Below are 17,104 nucleotides of genomic sequence, written 5' to 3'. Positions count from 1 at the left end.
GCAAAAACTTCTCTGTCGAGTGGAAACGCTGTGCCCGAGGTGTTCCACCAGAGATGCTGAAGCTGACGGCGAGCTTAAGTCGAACAGCTGTTGGGCGTGCTACTCCACCGGCCGCGACAGGTTCCGGGCGGTTCATGACTTCAGCCTAAACGACCAAAACAAGCACTGCGTCGCGCGGAGCAGTGTGCTCCTAACTGCCAGGCTTTGTCGTCCTCTTTGAGTATGAGCCAAGGGCCATTGCGTGCGCGCGAACCAATTCATCTGGTTGCAATACCCAGAGAACAGCTACGTCCCGCATGGACCAGTGGCACTGCAGGACGTCCCCGGTTGGGTGCCGGGCCCAGCTCCTGCAGTGCCCTGTTGGACCGTCTTTGGTCATCTGTTGCTGGTGCGTCGTTATCGCGCAGCGGTCGCCGGCTGCTCCTGGAAGGCCGGGACGACATGCTTGATGAAGAGTTCGAGGGAGCGCTTCTTTTCCTCGTGGGTGAGGCTGTTGTCGGACCAAACGCTGAACTCGGTAACGCCCAATTCTTCGTACTTACGGAGCCGTTCGATCACTTCCTCCGGAGTGCCGATCATGGCCGTCTTGTGCAGAGACTCCGGGGTGAACTCCGGGCGCTCGGCGAACTTTTCTTCGGGGCTGGGCTCGAGGAAGCCGTTCTTGGGCGCGGTCTTGTTACCGAACCAGGCATCAAACGTCCGGTAGAACTTGTTGATGCCCTCGGCCGGGCGGCGCCATCCCTCGGGTTCGTCTGCGGAATGGACGTGGGTGTGGCGCAGGACCATGAGGTCCGGGCGGGGCACGCCAGGGTTTTTCTCGACAGCTGACTCGAACTTGTTGACGAGGTCTTCGACCTCCTCATCGCCCTTCATCAGCGGGGTTACCATGACGTTGCAGCCGTTTTCGACCGCGAACTCGTGGGAGGAGATGTCCCGGGCGGCGATCCACATCGGCGGGGTGGGCTGCTGGACAGGCTTGGGAACGCTTGTGGAGGTGGGGAACTGCCAGACTTCGCCGTCGTGGGCGTAATCGCCTTCCCACAGCTTGCGAACGGCGGGGACGAGCTCGCGGAGGTGCTTGCCGCCCTCAACCGCTGACATGCCGCCCATCAGGCGGTCGAATTCAAACTGGTAGGCGCCGCGGGCCAGGCCCACTTCCATCCGTCCGTTGCTGATGACGTCCAAGAGGGCGCATTCGCCGGCGACCCGGATTGGGTTCCAGAACGGGGCAATGATGGTTCCGGCGCCAAGACGGATCTTCGAGGTCCGCGCTGCCAGGTAGGCGAGCTGGGGCATGGGGCTGGGCGAGATGGTGTACTCCATCGAGTGGTGCTCGCCGATCCAGACGGTGCTGAACCCGCCGGCCTCGGCCATGAGGGTGAGCTCGGTCAGGTTCTCGAAGCTTTCCTGGTACGAGACGGACTCGTCCCAGCGCTCCATGTGGACGAAGAGGGAAAAGCGCATGAGTAAACTCCTTCGTTTCGGCGGCGGTGTCGCAGCCGGGTGACTAGTGGGCGCAGCTACTTGGCCGCGGCGTTGCGTTCGGCGATGGTCTGGTTGCCGCGGGACCAGTGTTCGTGCTCGACCTCGCGGATGATGACTGTGGTGTTTTCCGGCACGGCGCCGACAGCCTTTTCCGCGGCCAGATGAAGCTCATTGATAAGTGAGCGGAGCTGTTCCGGGCTCCGGCCCCGTGCGATGGATACGTCGATGAGAGGCATTCTCGGTTTCCTTTAGCTGCGCAGGACGAAGGGATCGGAGACGGGGCCCTCGTCGGTGTTGATCCAGACGCTCTTGAGCCGGGTGTATTCGTGCATGGACTCCAGTCCGTGCTCGATGCCCACGCCCGAGTTTTTGAACCCCTGGCGCGGTGACATCGGGGACATCGCCCGGTAGGTGTTGACCCACACCGTGCCCGCTTCAAGCCGGCGGGCCATACGGTGGGCGCGCGCGAGGTTCTGGGTCCAGACGCCGGCGGCGAGGCCGTATTCGGTGTCGTTAGCCAAGCCCACCACTTCGTCTTCGGAGTCGAAGGGCATGATCGCGGCCACCGGCCCGAAGATCTCTTCGCGCACCACCCGCATGGTGTTATCGACGCCGGTCAGGACGGTGGGGGCGAAGAAGTAGCCGGGGAGTTCGATGTCCGGGCGCTTGCCGCCGGTCCGCACCGTTGCGCCCTCACTGACGCCGATGTCGACGTAGGAGCTCACCTTGTCCAGCTGCGCGCCGAAGGCGAGCGGGCCGAGTTCGGTGGTGGCCAGGCGCGGGTCGCCGATGATGATCGAAGCCGCGCGCTCGGCGACCCGTTCAACAAGTTCGTCGTAGACGCTGCGGTGCGCGAACACCCGGCTGCCCGCGATGCAGGTCTGGCCGGCTGCGGCGAAGATTCCGGCGATGACACCCATTGCGGCATTGGAGACGTCCGCGTCCTCGAACACGATGTTGGGGCTCTTGCCGCCGAGTTCAAGGGTTGAGCCGATAAAGCGCGACGCCGTCTCCGCGGCAATGCGGGCACCGGTCTGGGTGGATCCGGTGAAGGAGATCTTCGCGAGGTCGCGGTGGCTCACCAGCGCGGCGCCCGCTTCCTGGCCGAAGCCGGTGACAACATTCACCACACCGTCCGGGAACCCTGCCCGCGATGCCAGTTCAGCAACGCGGAGGATGGTCCGGGAGGTGTACTCGCTGGGCTTGATGACCACGGTATTGCCGGCGGCCAGTGCCGGGGCCAGCTTTGACGTGGTCAGCGTCAGGGGCGAGTTCCACGGCGTGATGGCCCCGACGACGCCCAGGGGTTCACGCTGGGTGTAGTTCAGCATGGTGATCGAGTTGGTGGGGATCTGGCTTCCCTGGACCTTGTCCGCGAGCCCGGCGTAGTAGTACAGGTACTCGGGCAGGTTGGCGAGCTGCCCGCGCATCTCACGCAGCAGCTTGCCGTTGTCCAGTGTTTCCAGCTCGGCGAGTTCGTCTGCGTGCTCGCCGATCAGGTCTCCGAGGCGGCGCAGGAGGTGGCCGCGCTTGGTGGCGGTGAGGTCGCGCCACAGGGGCGACTCGAAGGCTTCCTTTGCTGCTGCCACGGCACGGCGGACATCCTCTTCGGTGCCGCGGGCGGCTTCGTAGAGCAGTTCCAGGGTTGCCGGGTTGGTGCTGGGGAAGTATTCCCCGCCGGCGGGGGCAGACCAGGTACCGCCGATGAAGTGGTCGAGTCGGAGCGTCATGCCCGTTCTCCTTCGGATTCTTGGATGAAGTCGTTGATTGCCCCGGCCAGGACGTCGGCGTTCTGGACCGGCAGCATATGCCGTGCACCGGGAACCACCAGGCTCTTGGCCCCGGGGATCGCGGCTGCCAGCCGGCGGGTCATGTCCGGTGTTGATCCCGGATCCAGCTCGCCGGTGACAGCGAGGGTAGGCACGGTGATGTTGCCAAGCTCGGGTCCGATGACCGCATCCCCGGTCGCGAAGACGCGGTAGGCGTGCACAAAGGATGCGACGTTGTTCGCTTCCAGGGTGCGGCGGGTCGCTTCCACAACATCAGCTGGAACGGATGTGCCGGTGTACCAGCGGTCGATGGATGCCTGCACGGTCGCCGCGAAGTTGTGCTCCGCGGAGGCCAGTCGTGCCATCACCGCCTGTGCTTCAGCCTCCGTGCGCTGGCATACCGAGTTCACACAGGTCAGGGTCGCCACTCGCTCGGGGTGGAACCTTGCTATGTATTGCGCAATGAGTGCCCCGAGTGAGAACCCCACGAGGTGGCTTCGCCCGGGGAGACGGTCCAGCACGTCCGCTGCGAGATCCGCGAGCGACACCGGCAGTGTCAGCGCCGCCTGCCGTCCGTGGCCTGGCAGGTCGAGGGCGACCGAGTCCCGCTTGAGGGCATCCCTGACTGGCGCCCACATGCCCGCGTCCAGGCCGACGCCATGCAGCAGCGCTACGGGGGTTTCAGGCACTTGGGTCACTGCTCCGTGGACAGGGGCGCCAGGCGCTCCTGCGGCCGGCCCTGGGCGGAGGCGGCCAAGGCAATGAGGATTTCACCGGGGTGGGGGGCGTCGGCTATGCGGACTTCCACGCTCTGGTGGTGCGAGCGGATGGTGGCGTCGGTGATGTGCTTCATCGGAATGTCGAAGACGGTGCCGGCCGGTGCGCGCTTTTCGACGGCGGGCAGCAGCGTGGTGGCGGACGTGGCCTTGCGGTAGTGATCGCCGAACTTCAGCGTGTGGATCAACGCCGAGCCGTGCTCGATCTCGCCTTCGATCCCGACGATGGCCGCTTTGCCGTAGGCCTCGACGGGTGCGCCGAGCGCTTCAATCACCTTGGGCGTCAGGAGTTTGCCGAGGTCGGAGGCGGTGGCGTCGATGCCGGCACTGAGATCCTCGACGAAACCTTGGCCGGCCCACGGATTTTCAACGACGGCTACGGCGATCGCAACGCGTGCGCCCGGGCTCACGGGACGGCCGCCTTCGGTCAGGATTTCTTCGGACAGAGTAACGATTTTGCGGATATTCACGGCAGGATTCCCTCCAGGATTTGGGCGGTTACGGGGCGGTCGGTGGTGCGGTCACCGATGCGTGGATGCGGGCGCGAACCGGTTGAGGCGGCCGCGACCACGACAATTTCATCGGGGTGTGGCGCATCGCTCAGGTTCAACGTCAAGGTCTGGTAGTGGCTTCGCGTGGATGCGGCTTCCTTGTGCCACATCGGGACGGCGATAGTGGATCCGGGTTCTGCCCGGTCATCCGAGAAGGACAGGATCGAGGTGCCTTCGAGGAACTCGCGGACCAGGTTTCCGAAGAACGGCGTGTGGATCAGTGCTGCGGCGTGCTCAACCTCGCCCTTAAGGCCGACGACGGCGGACTTGCCGAAGGCCTCGATCTCGCCGGCTCCTCCGAGGGCGGCTGTGAGGCGGTCGGTGAGGATTTTCGCGAGGACGGGAGCGATGCGTTCGGTTTCAGGCGCAAGGTCAGTCGCAACGCTCGAACCGCTCCAGGGGTTGCGGATGACGGCGGCAGCGGCAGCCCGGGTCACGCTGGTTGGCAGGGCTCCTGCGCCGTCACGAAGGGTTTCTTCCGTCAACACGGTGACCTTGCGGACCCCGAGTTCCCGGGCGAGGTCTTCGATCGCGGAGGCCGGGTTGGTTCCCTCAGCGATGGGGGTGATGGTCTCGGACACGGTTCAACCCTTCTTTGGGTAGTTGGTGGAAGTCATGGGATTCCTTTCGGCGGCTAAGCGTCTTTTTCGGCGCCGACGGCAGTACCGGCGTCTGCGCCGCGCGACGCCGCGAGGCTGGAGGCATTCACGTGGCCGCGCATGGCAAGTTCGGCGCCAACCGGGTCCTTTTCAAGGAGGGCGTCCACGACGGACTGGTGTTCGCGGATTGAGGCGCGCATGCGGGCGGGCCGTTCAACGGTTTCAAGCACAATCCGGTGGTAGGCGAGCTGGTTCATGAGGCGCCCGTAGTGCTCCACCAGCTTCGAGTTGTCCGAACCTTCGACGATTGTCCAGTGGAACTCGTGGACGAGTTCGGCATATTTAGCGGTGTCCGCGCGGCGTTCGGCACGTTCGGACTCTTCGATGTTGCGCTTGAGGGTTTCCAGTTCCGGAACCGGACCGCGTCGGGCAAGGAGGCTTGCGGCCAGGCCTTCCAGGCTTTCCTTCAGCTGGAAAAGTTCGACGATCTCGCGGCGCGTCGGGATGCGGACGAAGGTTCCCACCTTGGGCCGGATCTCCACAAGGCCCTCGTTTTCCAGCTGCTTGAGCGCCTCGCGTACCGGCGTCCGGCTCACCTCGAACTCTTCAGCCAGGAACAACTCCGGCAGAGGTGCGCCCGGAGGGTACTCACCGCTGAGGACCAGCTTACGCAGCTTGTCCAACAGGCTGGCTTGGGTGGCGGACGCCTGGGCGCCTTTTCGCAACTGAATGACTTCTTGCATGCATCAAAAGTACGTTGCATACAACAAAGACGTCAAGGACCTCCCGCAATTTCGCTAGTTCTTCGGAGTCTTCCCGCCCCTATTGACGTGGATCACACTCTGGTTCTACCTTTGTGGCATGCAAGAAACACTCAATGACGCCGTGACCGCCGCCTGGACCGCAGCTTGGGACGAGGGTGATGTCACCGCATTCGACGCGATCGTCACCACCGACTACCAGCGCGAGAGCACCGGCACGAAAAAGGTGTCGGGACTGAAGGAGCTGCAGCAGGAGATCCTTGATGTGCGGGCCGCTTTCCCGGATCTGACCACCCGCATCGAGAAGGTCATCGCCAACGGTGACGAGATGGCCATCTTCTGGAAGTCCACCGGAACCTTCACCCACCCGCTGCGGGGTGTCCCGCCCACAGGCCGTGTCGTGGAAACCCGAGGCTCCAACGCCCTGACCCTCCGCCACGGACGGATCGCCCACGAACAGGTGACCTGGGACGCCGTCGAACTCCTCGCCCACGTCGGCATCCCCTCCCTCGGTTCCGCCTTCGAGGACGAAACCCCGGAAGTCGTCGTCGACAATCTTTCCGGCAACCTCCCGCTGGACATCATGAAGGGATTCAACCGGCAGTTCATCACCGGCGTCACCGTCGTCACCACCGTTGATGAAGACGGCACCCCCAAGGGCCTGGCCGCCAACTCCTACGCCTCGATCTCCCTGGACCCCCCGCTCGTTCTCGTCTGCGTCCAAAAGACGTCGTCGACCTACCCCGCCCTGTTCCAGTCATCCCACTTCGGGATCAACATCCTCAGCAACAACCAGCTCGGCACGGTGAAGACGTTCGCCTCGAAGAACCCTGACAAGTTCGCTGACCTGGAATGGCACGCCGGCCCCAACGGCGTCCCGCTCATCGACGGGTCAGCGGCTTCCCTCGAGGCCGAGATCAAGGAACGCTTCCAGGCCAAGACCCACACCATCTTCGTCGGCCGGGTCCGGCACGCCGAGGTCGCCCAAACAGCTCCAATGATTTACAAAGCAGGCCACTTCTTCGACGGTGCGCAGCTCGAGGAACTCTGACCGCCACGTGCATCAGCGCCCACGGCACCGCCACCCCGGCCGGGCCAGGGCACACCACCATCCCCCCAAGGGCACCATCAACTTCCAACCCATGCAGCGTTGCATCTGGAGAACCCCATGACCCACACACAAAATGCCGAGGACCTGATGGAAACGAAAAGCTCCGGCACGGGCGGAAGCCCAATCATCATCAACTCCCCCAACGGAAACGGACCGGTCGTCGAGACACCCCTCGCGAAAGCGGACCGCCTCCGGGGCAAACCCGGCGCCGTCTTTTGGACATCCGTCGGACTCATCGGTGCCTTCACCGCATGGGCTTCCCTCTCCCCTGACAGCCTCAGCGCCGTGATGACCACCGCCATGGACTGGGTGGCCCAAAGCGTTGGCTGGAGCTACCTTGTGGTGACCCTCGGCTGCATCGGGCTCCTGGTGTACATCGCCATCAGCCGGTTTGGCCGGATCCGGCTTGGGGCGGACGATGCCCGCCCTGACTTCAGCACCTGGTCCTGGCTGGCCATGATCCTCTCAGCCGTCATGGGCATCGGCCTGATCAGCTACGGCGTCGCCGAACCCATTTCGCACTTCGCTTCCCCGCCGCACGGCCTTGCCGAGGCCGGCACCATGGAAGCCGCGGTCCGCGCCATGCAGTTCTCCTACTTCGACTGGGGCCCCCATGCCTGGGCAGTGTTCGGGGTCTTCGGCCTCGCAATCGCCTACTCCACCCACCGCCGCGGCAACGCCGGCCTGGTCTCCCCCATGCTCCGCCCCGTCTTCGGCAAGCTCGTGGACGGCTGGTTCGGCAAGATGATCGACGTCTTCGCCATCATCGCCACCCTTTTCGGCACCACCACCTCGCTCGGCCTGGGTGCCTCCCAGATCGGCGAAGGGGTCAGCAGGGTCTTCGGAATTCCGTCCAGCCTCTTGGGCCAGATCATCATCATCGCCGTCATCACCGTGATCTTCACCCTCTCCGCGCTCTCCGGAGTCCATAAGGGCATCAAGTACCTCAGCCAGACCACCATGGTCCTCTCGGCCGGCCTGGGTCTCTACGTCCTGTTCACCGGCCCCACCAACTTCATCTCCAACCTCTTTTTCCGTTCCCTGGGACAGTACGCCAGCGAGTTCTTCGCCGTCAGCCTGCTCACCCCGAGCACCCCGGAAGACGTCCAGTGGATGCAGTGGTGGACCTACTTCATGATGGCCTGGTGGCTCAGCTGGGGTGCCTTCGTCGGCGTGTTCCTGGCCAAGATCTCCAGGGGACGCACCGTCCGCGAATTCGTCGCCGGCGTCATGATCGTTCCCAGCGTCGTGTTCTTCGCCTGGTTCACCATCTTCGGCGGCTCCGCCATCAAGTTCGACATGGAAAACGGCGGCCAGATCGGCGCCGCCGCCCTCGAGGACGTCAACTCCGCGTTCTTCGCCACCCTGGCCGAACTGCCGCTCTCCGGGCTGACGTCCATCGTGGCCATCTTCCTCGTGGTGATGTACTTCGTCTCCGGCGCCGACGCGAACACCTTTGTCCTCAGCATGATGTCCTCCCGCGGAACGCTCAACCCCACCAAGCCCGTCCTGACCACTTGGGGACTGCTGACCGGCCTCTGCGCAGTGGTACTCCTCATTGTTGGCGGCCTTAGCGCCCTCCAGCAGGCAGCCATGCTCTCAGCTCTGCCGTTCACCGTCATCGTCGCCCTCCTCGGCGTGGGACTGGTCAAGGAACTCCGGAACGACCCCCAGTTCGACCAAACCCGGCGGGTCACCCGCGGCGACCTCAACCGCTACCTCCCGCCCCAGGCATAGCGCTGAAAACCCCCGTGGTTGAGCTCGTCGAAACCTCATACGACGAGCTCAACCACCTCTCCATGACCTCTTCTTCCCGAAGGAGCACCCGTGACCATTGCCCCTCCCCTCACCCCTGCCGTCTCGCCCGAGCTTGAGGCGTCCTTGCTCGCCTCCGTCCCGACCGGTCTGCTGATCAACGGTGAGTGGGTGGGCGCGTCCGACGGCGGCACGTTCGATGTGCACGACCCTGCCACCGGGAAGGTCCTCGCCACCCTCGCCTCGGCCACGAGCGAGGACGCGCTCGCCGCGCTGGATGCGGCTGATGCGGCGCAGGCGTCCTGGGCACGGACTGCACCGCGGGTGCGGGCGGAGATCCTTCGCCGGGCTTTTGACCTCGTGACGGAGCGGGGAGAGGACTTCGCGCTGCTGATGACCCTGGAGATGGGCAAACCCCTGGCCGAGGCGCGGGGCGAGGTGACGTATGGGGCGGAGTTCCTGCGCTGGTTCTCCGAGGAGACCGTCCGCGACTACGGCCGCTACCTCACCACGCCTGAGGGCAAGAACAAGATCCTGGTCCAGCACAAACCCGTCGGACCCTGCCTGCTGATCACCCCCTGGAACTTCCCCCTCGCGATGGCCACCCGCAAAGTCGCCCCCGCCGTCGCGGCCGGCTGCACCATGGTGCTGAAGCCCGCGAAGCTGACCCCGCTTACGGCACAGTACTTTGCGCAGACCATGATGGATGCGGGCCTGCCCGCCGGGGTTTTGAACGTTGTCTCCTCCGCTTCGGCGTCGGGTGTGTCCGGGCCGTTGCTGAAGGACTCCCGGCTGCGGAAGGTCTCCTTCACCGGATCCACCCCGGTGGGGAAACGCCTGATGGCGGACGCGGCGCAGAACGTGCTGCGCACCTCGATGGAGCTGGGCGGGAACGCGCCGTTCATTGTGTTCGAGGACGCAGACCTCGACGCTGCTGTTGAAGGTGCGATGGCGGCGAAGATGCGGAACATGGGCGAAGCCTGCACTGCCGCCAACCGGTTCCTTGTCCACGAGTCCGTCGCGCAGGAGTTCACCCGGAAGTTCGCTGCCGCGATGGGTGCCCTGACCACCGGCCGCGGCACCGACCCTGGGACCAAGGTCGGACCCCTCATTGACGGCGGTGCCCGGGACGATGTGCACGCTTTGGTGAGTGCCGCCGTCGAGGCCGGGGCGGTGGCCGTCACCGGCGGTGCGCCGGTGGACGGGCCGGGGTACTTCTACCAGCCCACCGTCCTCGCCGACGTCCCCAATGACGCGGCGATCCTGGGACAGGAAATCTTCGGACCCGTCGCCCCCGTCACCACCTTCAGCACCGAAGACGAGGCCATCAAACTGGCCAACGTTTCGGAGTACGGGCTCGCGTCCTACCTCTACAGCAAGGATTTCAACCGGCTCCTGCGGGTGGCCGAGCAGATCGAGTTCGGCATGGTCGGCTTCAACGCCGGCGTCATCTCCAACGCCGCAGCACCCTTCGGCGGCGTAAAACAATCCGGCCTCGGACGCGAAGGCGGCAGTGAAGGCATCGCCGAATACACCACCACCCAATACATCGGCATCGCCGACCCCTACGCCGGCTAGCACCGCACTTTCACGGGCAGGAACCCCGGTTTCCCGGGGTTCCTGCCGCGACGTGCATCTGAAGGGTACAAGTGAGGTTTATAGCCCGAACTGCCCAAGTGGGCCCTGCAGCGGGTCGCCACCTTCCTCGACGACCAAGATAGCTCCGGGACCAGTCGGACTGACCTCCTACAGTTCGCAAAGCGAACTGGGCTGAGCAAGAGCCTGGCCCGCCGCTGCCTGCGTGAAAGGCAGCAACAAGTAGCGCGTTCGTAGATCGTTCGGCTTCAATCCTGCGAGTTCGTGGCAGGCGTCGCGCAAGTGAATGCTGGAAATGCGGTGCCAGATCCTCTGCCTATGCTCGAGGCGGTTGACTGGCTGCCGCGGAGCTTATGCAGGTGTGTGGGGTGGCAGGTCGAGGTCCCTGGCTGATCGAGACTTCCGTGTGCTGAGCTGGAGGTTTTGCGGCCCTCATTCCGGTGGTGACGGCTGGGCCCGGGGAGGCCTACACCTATTCATGCGCCGGGGAACGGGAACAACATGACTGCGGCATAAGTGCCACGGGGCGTTCATTGCCGTGGGTAGGCGCACCGGCGAGAGCGGCCCGCGTTTGTCCTGCCAAAAAGTGGCCCCTGCTGGGTGGTGCCGTATGTCAGTTTGGGCTGGATGGGGTGCGTCTTGAGTGACGTGCTGATGCATTCTGTGCCGGTGAACCAAGAGAGCAACTGGTGGTCGATGGCGCCGAAGGCGTCAGGCCAAAACCCGCACTTCCAGCACCAGAGGCGCCCCGGATCAAGCTTTGTACACACGTCAAAGCAAGAAAGCCCTCTGACGAGGGAATCCACTGTGCCCGAGGTGGGACTCGAACTACATTCCACCCCCTGCAAACGCTGGGAAGCCGCGAATACATGGGACTCCAAGCCAGTCCGAAGGCTGTTTGGCCCAGCACGAGACGAAAAGTGTGGACCACACCCCCTTTCGGGGCGGCTGGAGGATTACCGGGGCAGCAGATGCCAGGAAATCTGGGCGGCAGCGTTCGGGCCAACTCGGCCGGCACATCCCGCCAAGCGATCCCGCAGCGGTATCGGTATACAAGGCCAAAGACCACCCACCAGTCGTCCCCGACTGGGCGACCCCGGCGACCAATAGAAGACGGCAGCAACGGCTAATTAAGGCTCTACTGCCCATCAGTCAAAACATAGAATCACGAGACACCCTCACGCATTCCGGGCAACCGCCTCAGGGCTTAGGAGACATGCCCTAGCGGCGTTCGAAGGTCCCCGTCAGCCTCGCCCGGCCCAAGGTGTGGGTGGACAGCGCGGATTGCAGGGCGGCCGGGGTGTCATCAATGCGAAGGTCCAGCCGCTCAACATCCACGGCATGAACCACCACCAAATACCGGTGCTGACCGTGCCCGGGAGGAGGGGCAGCTCCCACGAAACCGGCAAATCCGGCATCGTTCTTCAATTGCACTGCACCAGAGGGTAACCGGGAGTTGTCCCGGGAACCTGCACCGGCCTGGAGGGACGTGATGTCTGCCGGGATGTTCACCACAGCCCAATGCCAGTAGCCCCCGTCTGGGGCATCGGGGTCGAAGACGGTGACTGCGTAACTCCTGGTTCCCTCGGGCGCGCCCGACCAAGTGAGCTGGGGCGATTCGTCCCGGCCGCCAGCTCCCAGAACGGCGCTGCGTTGGGCTTCCGGAAGAACCTGGCCATCCTCGAAGGATTCGCTGATGACTTCGAAGGACTCGATCCCGGATGTTGGTGCAAATGGATCACGCGTTTTCATGGCTGCCTTTCAGTTGCTTTCAAGCTCCGCACCAGTCAGTTCAATCGAAACGAGGCCACTGACGGCTTTCATACCGGCGCTGGCCCAATCCTGAATCTGAGTTTGGTGCTAACACGATACGGGTAAACAATGCACCGCGGGACTAAACATCTGCCCGTACTCCCCCATGCCGTCAGAGCCACTGCAGAAAACGGAAACGGTGCTCCCGTCCGGGAAAGCCGGACAGGTCGGATGATGACCTGCTGTGAAACACGCTTGGCGACGGGATCGGGGTCCTTGAAGTGTGGCGGGAGTGCCACCCACAATGCAGACAAGTCCGCACCGTATTGCACGCTGCCTGTGGGGATGCATCCGTTCAAGATCCTTTGCGTCCCATTCAAATCCGTCTACTACACAGAACGCGACTCTCATGAGATAACGCGGTGGGATAGTTGGGGCCACGAAAAAGAGGGCCCTTTTGCAACTGTTGACGGAATAGAGTCGCCACCGCCAGCTTGTCCGAGCCTGATCAGGTTGACGGAATCACCATTATCGGCGTTCAAGTAACAGGAGTAGAAGTAGCTGCGAAACTCCGACTGAGACATGAGCAGCAGCAACTGTAGGAAGTTCCGGCGCTGACCGGGTCGACCGTTTGCTGTGATCAACGACGTTTCCTCGGGGAGCCGCGCATGGGTCATCAGCCGGCTGGAGGACCGAACATCGCCGGTCATGGACCTGGGCTATGTCCGCTCGCCTTCCCGACCATCATTCTTGACAGCGCGACGCTGAAATGGGCGAACGCGGCGTCGCCTCGGAACGGAGAGCCGTTCCGAGGCTCTGCGTGGGCCCGTGGTTAAGTGCTGGTTGACATCCTGTGATGCTCAATCAGCGACCGGTAGCGACCCTCTTGGATCGGTTGTCCGCAGGCACACGGGATCCACCCGGAATACGCGGAGCTGCAGTGCCAGGGTTGAGTAGTAACCCACCAAAGTCACCACTTCGAAGACCGTGCGCTGGCCGAGTACATCCTGCGCCTCGCTCCAAGCGCAATCACCGAGGTCTCCGTCGAGCAGCGCCAGGACCGTACGGCCAACCAGGGACTCAACGCCCTCGAAAGAGGTCACATCTTCCCGTCGGATGGCTTCCAACTCATCCCGGGTAAACCCGAGGGCCCGCGCTATGGCCTCATGCGACTCCCGCTCGAAGGTTGAGTGATGGCGGGCCGCGACGAGGAGAATGGCGAGTTCACGCGCCCGGCCGGTCAATTTGGTTTCGTAACGCAGCGCGGCACCAACCCCTTGGAGCGCCATCCCGACCGACGGCGACAACAGGAAATCGCCGAACGGTCCGTTGAGACGACCTTGCTCATCCGTCAGGGCAAAGTGCTGCGGGCCTTGGGCCCGGGCGCCCTGTGTGATGGCTTCATACAGCTTCTTCTGGTCCGGCTCCATCTGATCCGGCCGTGGGCTGTCCGTGCGCCGCAGCATCTTAAGCGTTGACTCCGTGGATGGGGCTTTCAACCCGTTCCTCCGCTTCTGCGCCCAGCGGTACCCCCGTGCGGTCGCGGACCAGGAGGGTGGCGACGATGGACACCACCACCATCACTTCCAGGTAGACAGTCACGGCGCCGGTGGACCCAGTGGCTTGCACCAAGGCCTGTGCGATGGTGGGAGCGAAAGCACCGCCAACGATGGCGCCCAGCGCGTAGGCGATGGAAACCCCGGAGAAGCGAACTGTCGCGGGGAAGATCTCTGTGTAGTGCGCCGACAAGGGGCCGATGACCAGTCCCAGGCCAACGGTTAGCATGGTCAGTCCGGCGAAGAGCCCTACCGTCGAGGCGGTGTTTACCAGCGGGAAGAGGACGAGCAGCGCCGCGGCGAGCAGGAGCCACCCGAGGAGCATCGTCTTTTGACGCCCGATCTTGTCCGAAAGCACTCCGCCAACAAGGGTGAAAATCAGCCAGGAAATGGCCGAGGCAGTGACCACCCAGAGGACTTCCCCGGCGTTCAAACCAACGGGGCCCGCGGGGTCGGTGGCGTAGCGCTGGATGTAGCCGCCTGTAGTCATGTAGCCGGAAGCCTGGCTTGCGGCAGGAATCAAAGCCGCCAACAGGACCAAACGCCAGTGATTCTTGAAGAGTTCGACGATCGGCGCGCGGGATTCCTTCTTACGTTCGGCCAGTTCGCTGAACACCGGGCTCTCATCCACCTTGCGCCGGATGTAGTAGCCAATGACGATCAGTGCCACGGAAAGGATGAACGGAACGCGCCATCCCCACTCAAGGAAAGCGTCACCGGGAGCGATCAGTGTCATTGTGGCCAACATGCCCGATGCCAGCAGCAGTCCCAGGGGAGTGCCGATCTGCGGTGAGGCTCCGAAGATGCCACGCCTGTGCGTCGGAGCGTGCTCGACGGCCAGAAGTGCGGCGCCTCCCCACTCGCCGCCTGCCGAGATGCCCTGCAGGATCCTCAAGAGAACCAGCAGGATCGGAGCCACCAGTCCGATGGAGTCATAGGTCGGCAACAAACCGATCAGCGCGGTCGAAGCACCCATCAATACCAGGGTGGCCATCAGAACAACGCGGCGGCCGTAGCGGTCACCGAAGTGCCCGGCGAGGAAAGCACCGAGCGGTCGGAACAAGAAGCTGATGCCGACTGTCAGGAACGCCAGAAGCGGCGCCGCGGCTTCTCCGGCGGGTTCGAAGTAGATCTTGGTGAAGATCAGGCCCGCGGCGGTGGCGTAAAGGAAGAAGTCGTACCACTCGATGGTGGTGCCGGCAACAGTCGCGAAGACCACGCGTCGGCGATCTCTGGAGCTGCTGGGCAGCTCCGAGCTGAGCATAGACGTGCGTTCTGTCATGTCATGTCCTTTCCCAAGTCACATCTTTGTAGAGGGGAAATCAATAAAGTTTTGCAGAGCAGAACAAGTTCTGCTTGAAGGAATGACCACACGCTACTGGAAGTGTGAGTTGCCGCACAAGCCCCGAATTTCGCACCGCAGAAAAGGCTTGCAACTCCAGAGCCAAAGCTGCTAGCGTCCTCGTAACATCCGCAGAACAGATCATGTTCTACCCAACGGAACAGGCAGAACCGACTCAGCCAGATGTGGAGAACCAAATGTCTTGGGGCGCAATTTCCGAAATGGGACCGGTATCAATCCGGACCTCCAACCTTGAACAGTCCGTCTTCGACGCAACACAGATCCTAGGTCTGCGCGAAACCAAGCGGAACGACGGCGTCTCCTACCTTGCCGCCGCAGACGTGCACCACGAACTGACGTACGTCGAGTCCGACGTCGATGGCTTGGAAGCCTTGGGACTAATCGCCGCGAACGGCGATGCGCTCAGGGATATACGACGGCGGGTGGAGGACGAAGGCTTCCTGGTCGTCTCCGAGAAGCCCACCGGAGAAGGCGTAGAGGACGGCTTCACGTTCATCGGCCCGGAGGGCTTCGCCTTCGAAATTTCCCTGGGCCTGCAGAAGGCCGGCATCGCCCCCAAGGGCTTCGGTCCGAACCGCTACGGCCACTTCAACTTCCATCCGCAGGACCACTACGGAATGGTGCAATTCCTGACCAAGGTCCTCGACTTCCGGATTTCCGACGTGATCGGCACCGGCGGTTCACGGGGCTACTTCCTGCGTTGCAACACCGAACACCACGGCATCGCCGTGCTGCAAGGTCGCGGCACATTCCACCACCACGCCTGGGAGGTCCAGGGCGTCAGCGACCTCACCAAAGCCGGAGACCGCCTCCACGCCTTGGGCCGTGAACTGCTGTGGGGTCCGGTCCGGCACGGTGCAGGCAACAACATTGCCTGCTACTACAAGGAGCATTCCGGAAACGTGGTAGAGCTCTACACGGACATCGAACAAATTTATGACGACAACCGCGAACCAGTCGTTTGGGAAGACGGCGAAGTGTGGTGGAACCAGTGGAACGACTACCTCCCCGAAGGCTTCCGCGCCTTGGGATTGGCCCCCACGCCGTCCAAGTACCGCCAGAACACCCTGCTGGTGCGAGGACGCTGACCATGAAGTTCGTTCGATTCACCAGCGAAGGCGAACTGCCTCGGGTCGGCGTCGTTGTTGACGACACGTACCGCGTCATCGAAGGCCACCATGACCTGCTCGACCTAATCCAGGAGGGCGAAGAAGCCCTGCGGAAGGCGGGCGAACGAGCAATCCAGGCCGGCGCCGTCGTCGATCCTTCAACGGTCCGCAACCTCTCCCCCATTGCCACGCCACCCACGTTCCGCGACTTCTATGCCTTCGAACAGCACGTCAAGGCCGGTCGGGAATCGCGGGGCCTGGAGATGAATCCGCTCTGGTACAAGATCCCGGTCTTCTACTTCTCCAACCCCTACAACTTCAAGGGTGAAGGCGAAATCCCCATGACTCCGGGATCTGAACGCTTCGATTACGAGCTCGAGGTTGCCGCTGTTATAGGCAAGGGCGGGCAGGACCTCACGGCTGAGGAAGGCGAAGACGCCATCATCGGCTACAGCATCCTTTGCGACTGGAGCGGCCGCGACCTCCAGCACGAGGAAATGCTCCTTTCGATGGGGCCCGTAAAAGGCAAAGACACAGCCACATCACTCGGCCCTTGGCTCGTCACCAAGGACGAGCTGGAGCCGTACCGGACGGATACGGGTTATGACCGGGCTATGTTCCTCAAGGTCAACGGCGTCGAATACTCCCGGGCCAACTGGGCTGAGGTCCACTACTCGTTCGGGGAGATGGTTTCCTACGCGAGCCGCGGCACCGAAGTCCGCCCGGGGGACGTCTTCGGCTCAGGCACCTGCGGCACGGGCTGCATCCTTGAACTGAGCCGCGCCCGCGGCGAGGGCGAGTTTCCGTGGCTACAGGCCGGCGACGAGGTGCTGATCGAAATCGAGGGCCTCGGGACCCAGCGCACCACCATGGCCAAGACCCCGCAGCCGGCGTCGTTCCGCCGCCCGGGGGTGGAGTAGG

Annotated in this window: 15 protein-coding genes; 5 read left to right on the top strand and 10 right to left on the bottom strand. The window is 63.4% G+C overall.

The genetic code is table 11. The features are described 5' to 3' along the window. Window positions 1-396: 396 nt before the first annotated feature. Genes ACYQ1Z_RS15330 through ACYQ1Z_RS15300 form a run of 7 tightly spaced genes read right to left on the bottom strand, consistent with a single transcriptional unit; the run spans window position 397 to window position 5,923 of the window. The gene (locus ACYQ1Z_RS15330; RefSeq protein WP_459793408.1) at window positions 397-1,464 is read right to left on the bottom strand and encodes an LLM class flavin-dependent oxidoreductase; all 1,068 of its coding nucleotides are present in this window, start codon (window positions 1,462-1,464) and stop codon (window positions 397-399) included. 56 nt (window positions 1,465-1,520) lie between these two features. Further along, window positions 1,521-1,721: a tautomerase family protein gene (locus ACYQ1Z_RS15325; protein ID WP_459793407.1), complete on the bottom strand. Its 201-nt coding sequence runs from the start codon at window positions 1,719-1,721 to the stop codon at window positions 1,521-1,523. Window positions 1,722-1,733: 12 nt separating this feature from the next. Next, window positions 1,734-3,215, bottom strand: coding sequence for an aldehyde dehydrogenase (locus ACYQ1Z_RS15320; protein ID WP_459793406.1), 1,482 nt, complete (start codon window positions 3,213-3,215; stop codon window positions 1,734-1,736). Continuing rightward, window positions 3,212-3,943: an alpha/beta fold hydrolase gene (locus ACYQ1Z_RS15315; protein ID WP_459793405.1), complete on the bottom strand. Its 732-nt coding sequence runs from the start codon at window positions 3,941-3,943 to the stop codon at window positions 3,212-3,214. The genes ACYQ1Z_RS15320 and ACYQ1Z_RS15315 overlap by 4 nt, the downstream gene beginning before the upstream one ends. A gap of 5 nt (window positions 3,944-3,948) precedes the next feature. Next, complete coding sequence (locus ACYQ1Z_RS15310) at window positions 3,949-4,500, bottom strand: amino acid synthesis family protein (protein WP_459793404.1); 552 nt, start codon at window positions 4,498-4,500, stop codon at window positions 3,949-3,951. Next, window positions 4,497-5,162 (bottom strand): amino acid synthesis family protein, encoded by a 666-nt coding sequence (locus ACYQ1Z_RS15305; RefSeq protein ID WP_459793403.1) that lies wholly within the window; start codon window positions 5,160-5,162, stop codon window positions 4,497-4,499. The genes ACYQ1Z_RS15310 and ACYQ1Z_RS15305 overlap by 4 nt, the downstream gene beginning before the upstream one ends. A gap of 53 nt (window positions 5,163-5,215) precedes the next feature. Further along, window positions 5,216-5,923: a GntR family transcriptional regulator gene (locus ACYQ1Z_RS15300; RefSeq protein ID WP_459793402.1), complete on the bottom strand. Its 708-nt coding sequence runs from the start codon at window positions 5,921-5,923 to the stop codon at window positions 5,216-5,218. Between the two features lie 118 nt (window positions 5,924-6,041). On the opposite strand from ACYQ1Z_RS15300, the gene ACYQ1Z_RS15295 reads away from it, so the two are divergent. The 3 genes from ACYQ1Z_RS15295 (at window position 6,042) to ACYQ1Z_RS15285 (ending at window position 10,385) form a co-directional block, all read left to right on the top strand. Then, the gene (locus tag ACYQ1Z_RS15295) at window positions 6,042-6,992 is read left to right on the top strand and encodes a flavin reductase (protein ID WP_459793401.1); all 951 of its coding nucleotides are present in this window, start codon (window positions 6,042-6,044) and stop codon (window positions 6,990-6,992) included. A 117-nt stretch (window positions 6,993-7,109) separates the two neighbouring features. Further along, entirely contained in the window at window positions 7,110-8,789 is a 1,680-nt protein-coding gene (locus tag ACYQ1Z_RS15290) for a BCCT family transporter (protein WP_459793400.1), read from the top strand. 90 nt (window positions 8,790-8,879) lie between these two features. Then, a complete protein-coding gene (locus ACYQ1Z_RS15285) occupies window positions 8,880-10,385 on the top strand; it encodes an NAD-dependent succinate-semialdehyde dehydrogenase (RefSeq protein ID WP_459793399.1) in 1,506 nt (501 codons plus the stop codon). A 1,239-nt stretch (window positions 10,386-11,624) separates the two neighbouring features. On the opposite strand, the gene ACYQ1Z_RS15280 is transcribed toward ACYQ1Z_RS15285, so the two are convergent. The 3 genes from ACYQ1Z_RS15280 to ACYQ1Z_RS15270 form a co-directional block, all read right to left on the bottom strand. Continuing rightward, on the bottom strand, window positions 11,625-12,155 hold the full coding sequence (locus ACYQ1Z_RS15280) for a YbhB/YbcL family Raf kinase inhibitor-like protein (protein ID WP_459793398.1): 531 nt from the start codon (window positions 12,153-12,155) through the stop codon (window positions 11,625-11,627). 860 nt (window positions 12,156-13,015) lie between these two features. After that, window positions 13,016-13,585, bottom strand: a complete 570-nt coding sequence (locus ACYQ1Z_RS15275) for a carboxymuconolactone decarboxylase family protein (RefSeq protein WP_459793397.1) — start codon at window positions 13,583-13,585, stop codon at window positions 13,016-13,018. Between the two features lie 37 nt (window positions 13,586-13,622). Further along, a complete protein-coding gene (locus ACYQ1Z_RS15270; RefSeq protein ID WP_459793396.1) occupies window positions 13,623-14,993 on the bottom strand; it encodes an MFS transporter in 1,371 nt (456 codons plus the stop codon). A 281-nt stretch (window positions 14,994-15,274) separates the two neighbouring features. Here ACYQ1Z_RS15270 and ACYQ1Z_RS15265 point away from each other — a divergent pair, with 281 nt between their 5' ends. Continuing rightward, window positions 15,275-16,162, top strand: a complete 888-nt coding sequence (locus ACYQ1Z_RS15265) for a VOC family protein (protein ID WP_459793395.1) — start codon at window positions 15,275-15,277, stop codon at window positions 16,160-16,162. A 2-nt stretch (window positions 16,163-16,164) separates the two neighbouring features. Next, a complete protein-coding gene (locus tag ACYQ1Z_RS15260; RefSeq protein ID WP_459793394.1) occupies window positions 16,165-17,103 on the top strand; it encodes a fumarylacetoacetate hydrolase family protein in 939 nt (312 codons plus the stop codon). Window position 17,104: the final 1 nt, after the last annotated feature.

The sequence above is a fragment of the Arthrobacter sp. AD-310 genome, assembly GCF_054656615.1.
Note: the sequence above shows the minus strand (reverse complement) of the source record. Positions and strands in the feature narration are given on the sequence as shown.

What these genes read in the sequence shown, in the direction of transcription:
- ACYQ1Z_RS15330 (WP_459793408.1), bottom strand. Translation starts at nt 1,464, where the DNA reads ATGCGCTTTTCCCTCTTCGTCCACATGGAGCGCTGGGACGAGTCCGTC.
- ACYQ1Z_RS15325 (WP_459793407.1), bottom strand. Translation starts at nt 1,721, where the DNA reads ATGCCTCTCATCGACGTATCCATCGCACGGGGCCGGAGCCCGGAACAG.
- ACYQ1Z_RS15320 (WP_459793406.1), bottom strand. Translation starts at nt 3,215, where the DNA reads ATGACGCTCCGACTCGACCACTTCATCGGCGGTACCTGGTCTGCCCCC.
- ACYQ1Z_RS15300 (WP_459793402.1), bottom strand. Translation starts at nt 5,923, where the DNA reads ATGCAAGAAGTCATTCAGTTGCGAAAAGGCGCCCAGGCGTCCGCCACC.
- ACYQ1Z_RS15295 (WP_459793401.1), top strand. Translation starts at nt 6,042, where the DNA reads ATGCAAGAAACACTCAATGACGCCGTGACCGCCGCCTGGACCGCAGCT.
- ACYQ1Z_RS15290 (WP_459793400.1), top strand. Translation starts at nt 7,110, where the DNA reads ATGACCCACACACAAAATGCCGAGGACCTGATGGAAACGAAAAGCTCC.
- ACYQ1Z_RS15280 (WP_459793398.1), bottom strand. Translation starts at nt 12,155, where the DNA reads ATGAAAACGCGTGATCCATTTGCACCAACATCCGGGATCGAGTCCTTC.
- ACYQ1Z_RS15275 (WP_459793397.1), bottom strand. Translation starts at nt 13,585, where the DNA reads ATGGAGCCGGACCAGAAGAAGCTGTATGAAGCCATCACACAGGGCGCC.
- ACYQ1Z_RS15270 (WP_459793396.1), bottom strand. Translation starts at nt 14,993, where the DNA reads ATGACAGAACGCACGTCTATGCTCAGCTCGGAGCTGCCCAGCAGCTCC.
- ACYQ1Z_RS15265 (WP_459793395.1), top strand. Translation starts at nt 15,275, where the DNA reads ATGGGACCGGTATCAATCCGGACCTCCAACCTTGAACAGTCCGTCTTC.
- ACYQ1Z_RS15260 (WP_459793394.1), top strand. Translation starts at nt 16,165, where the DNA reads ATGAAGTTCGTTCGATTCACCAGCGAAGGCGAACTGCCTCGGGTCGGC.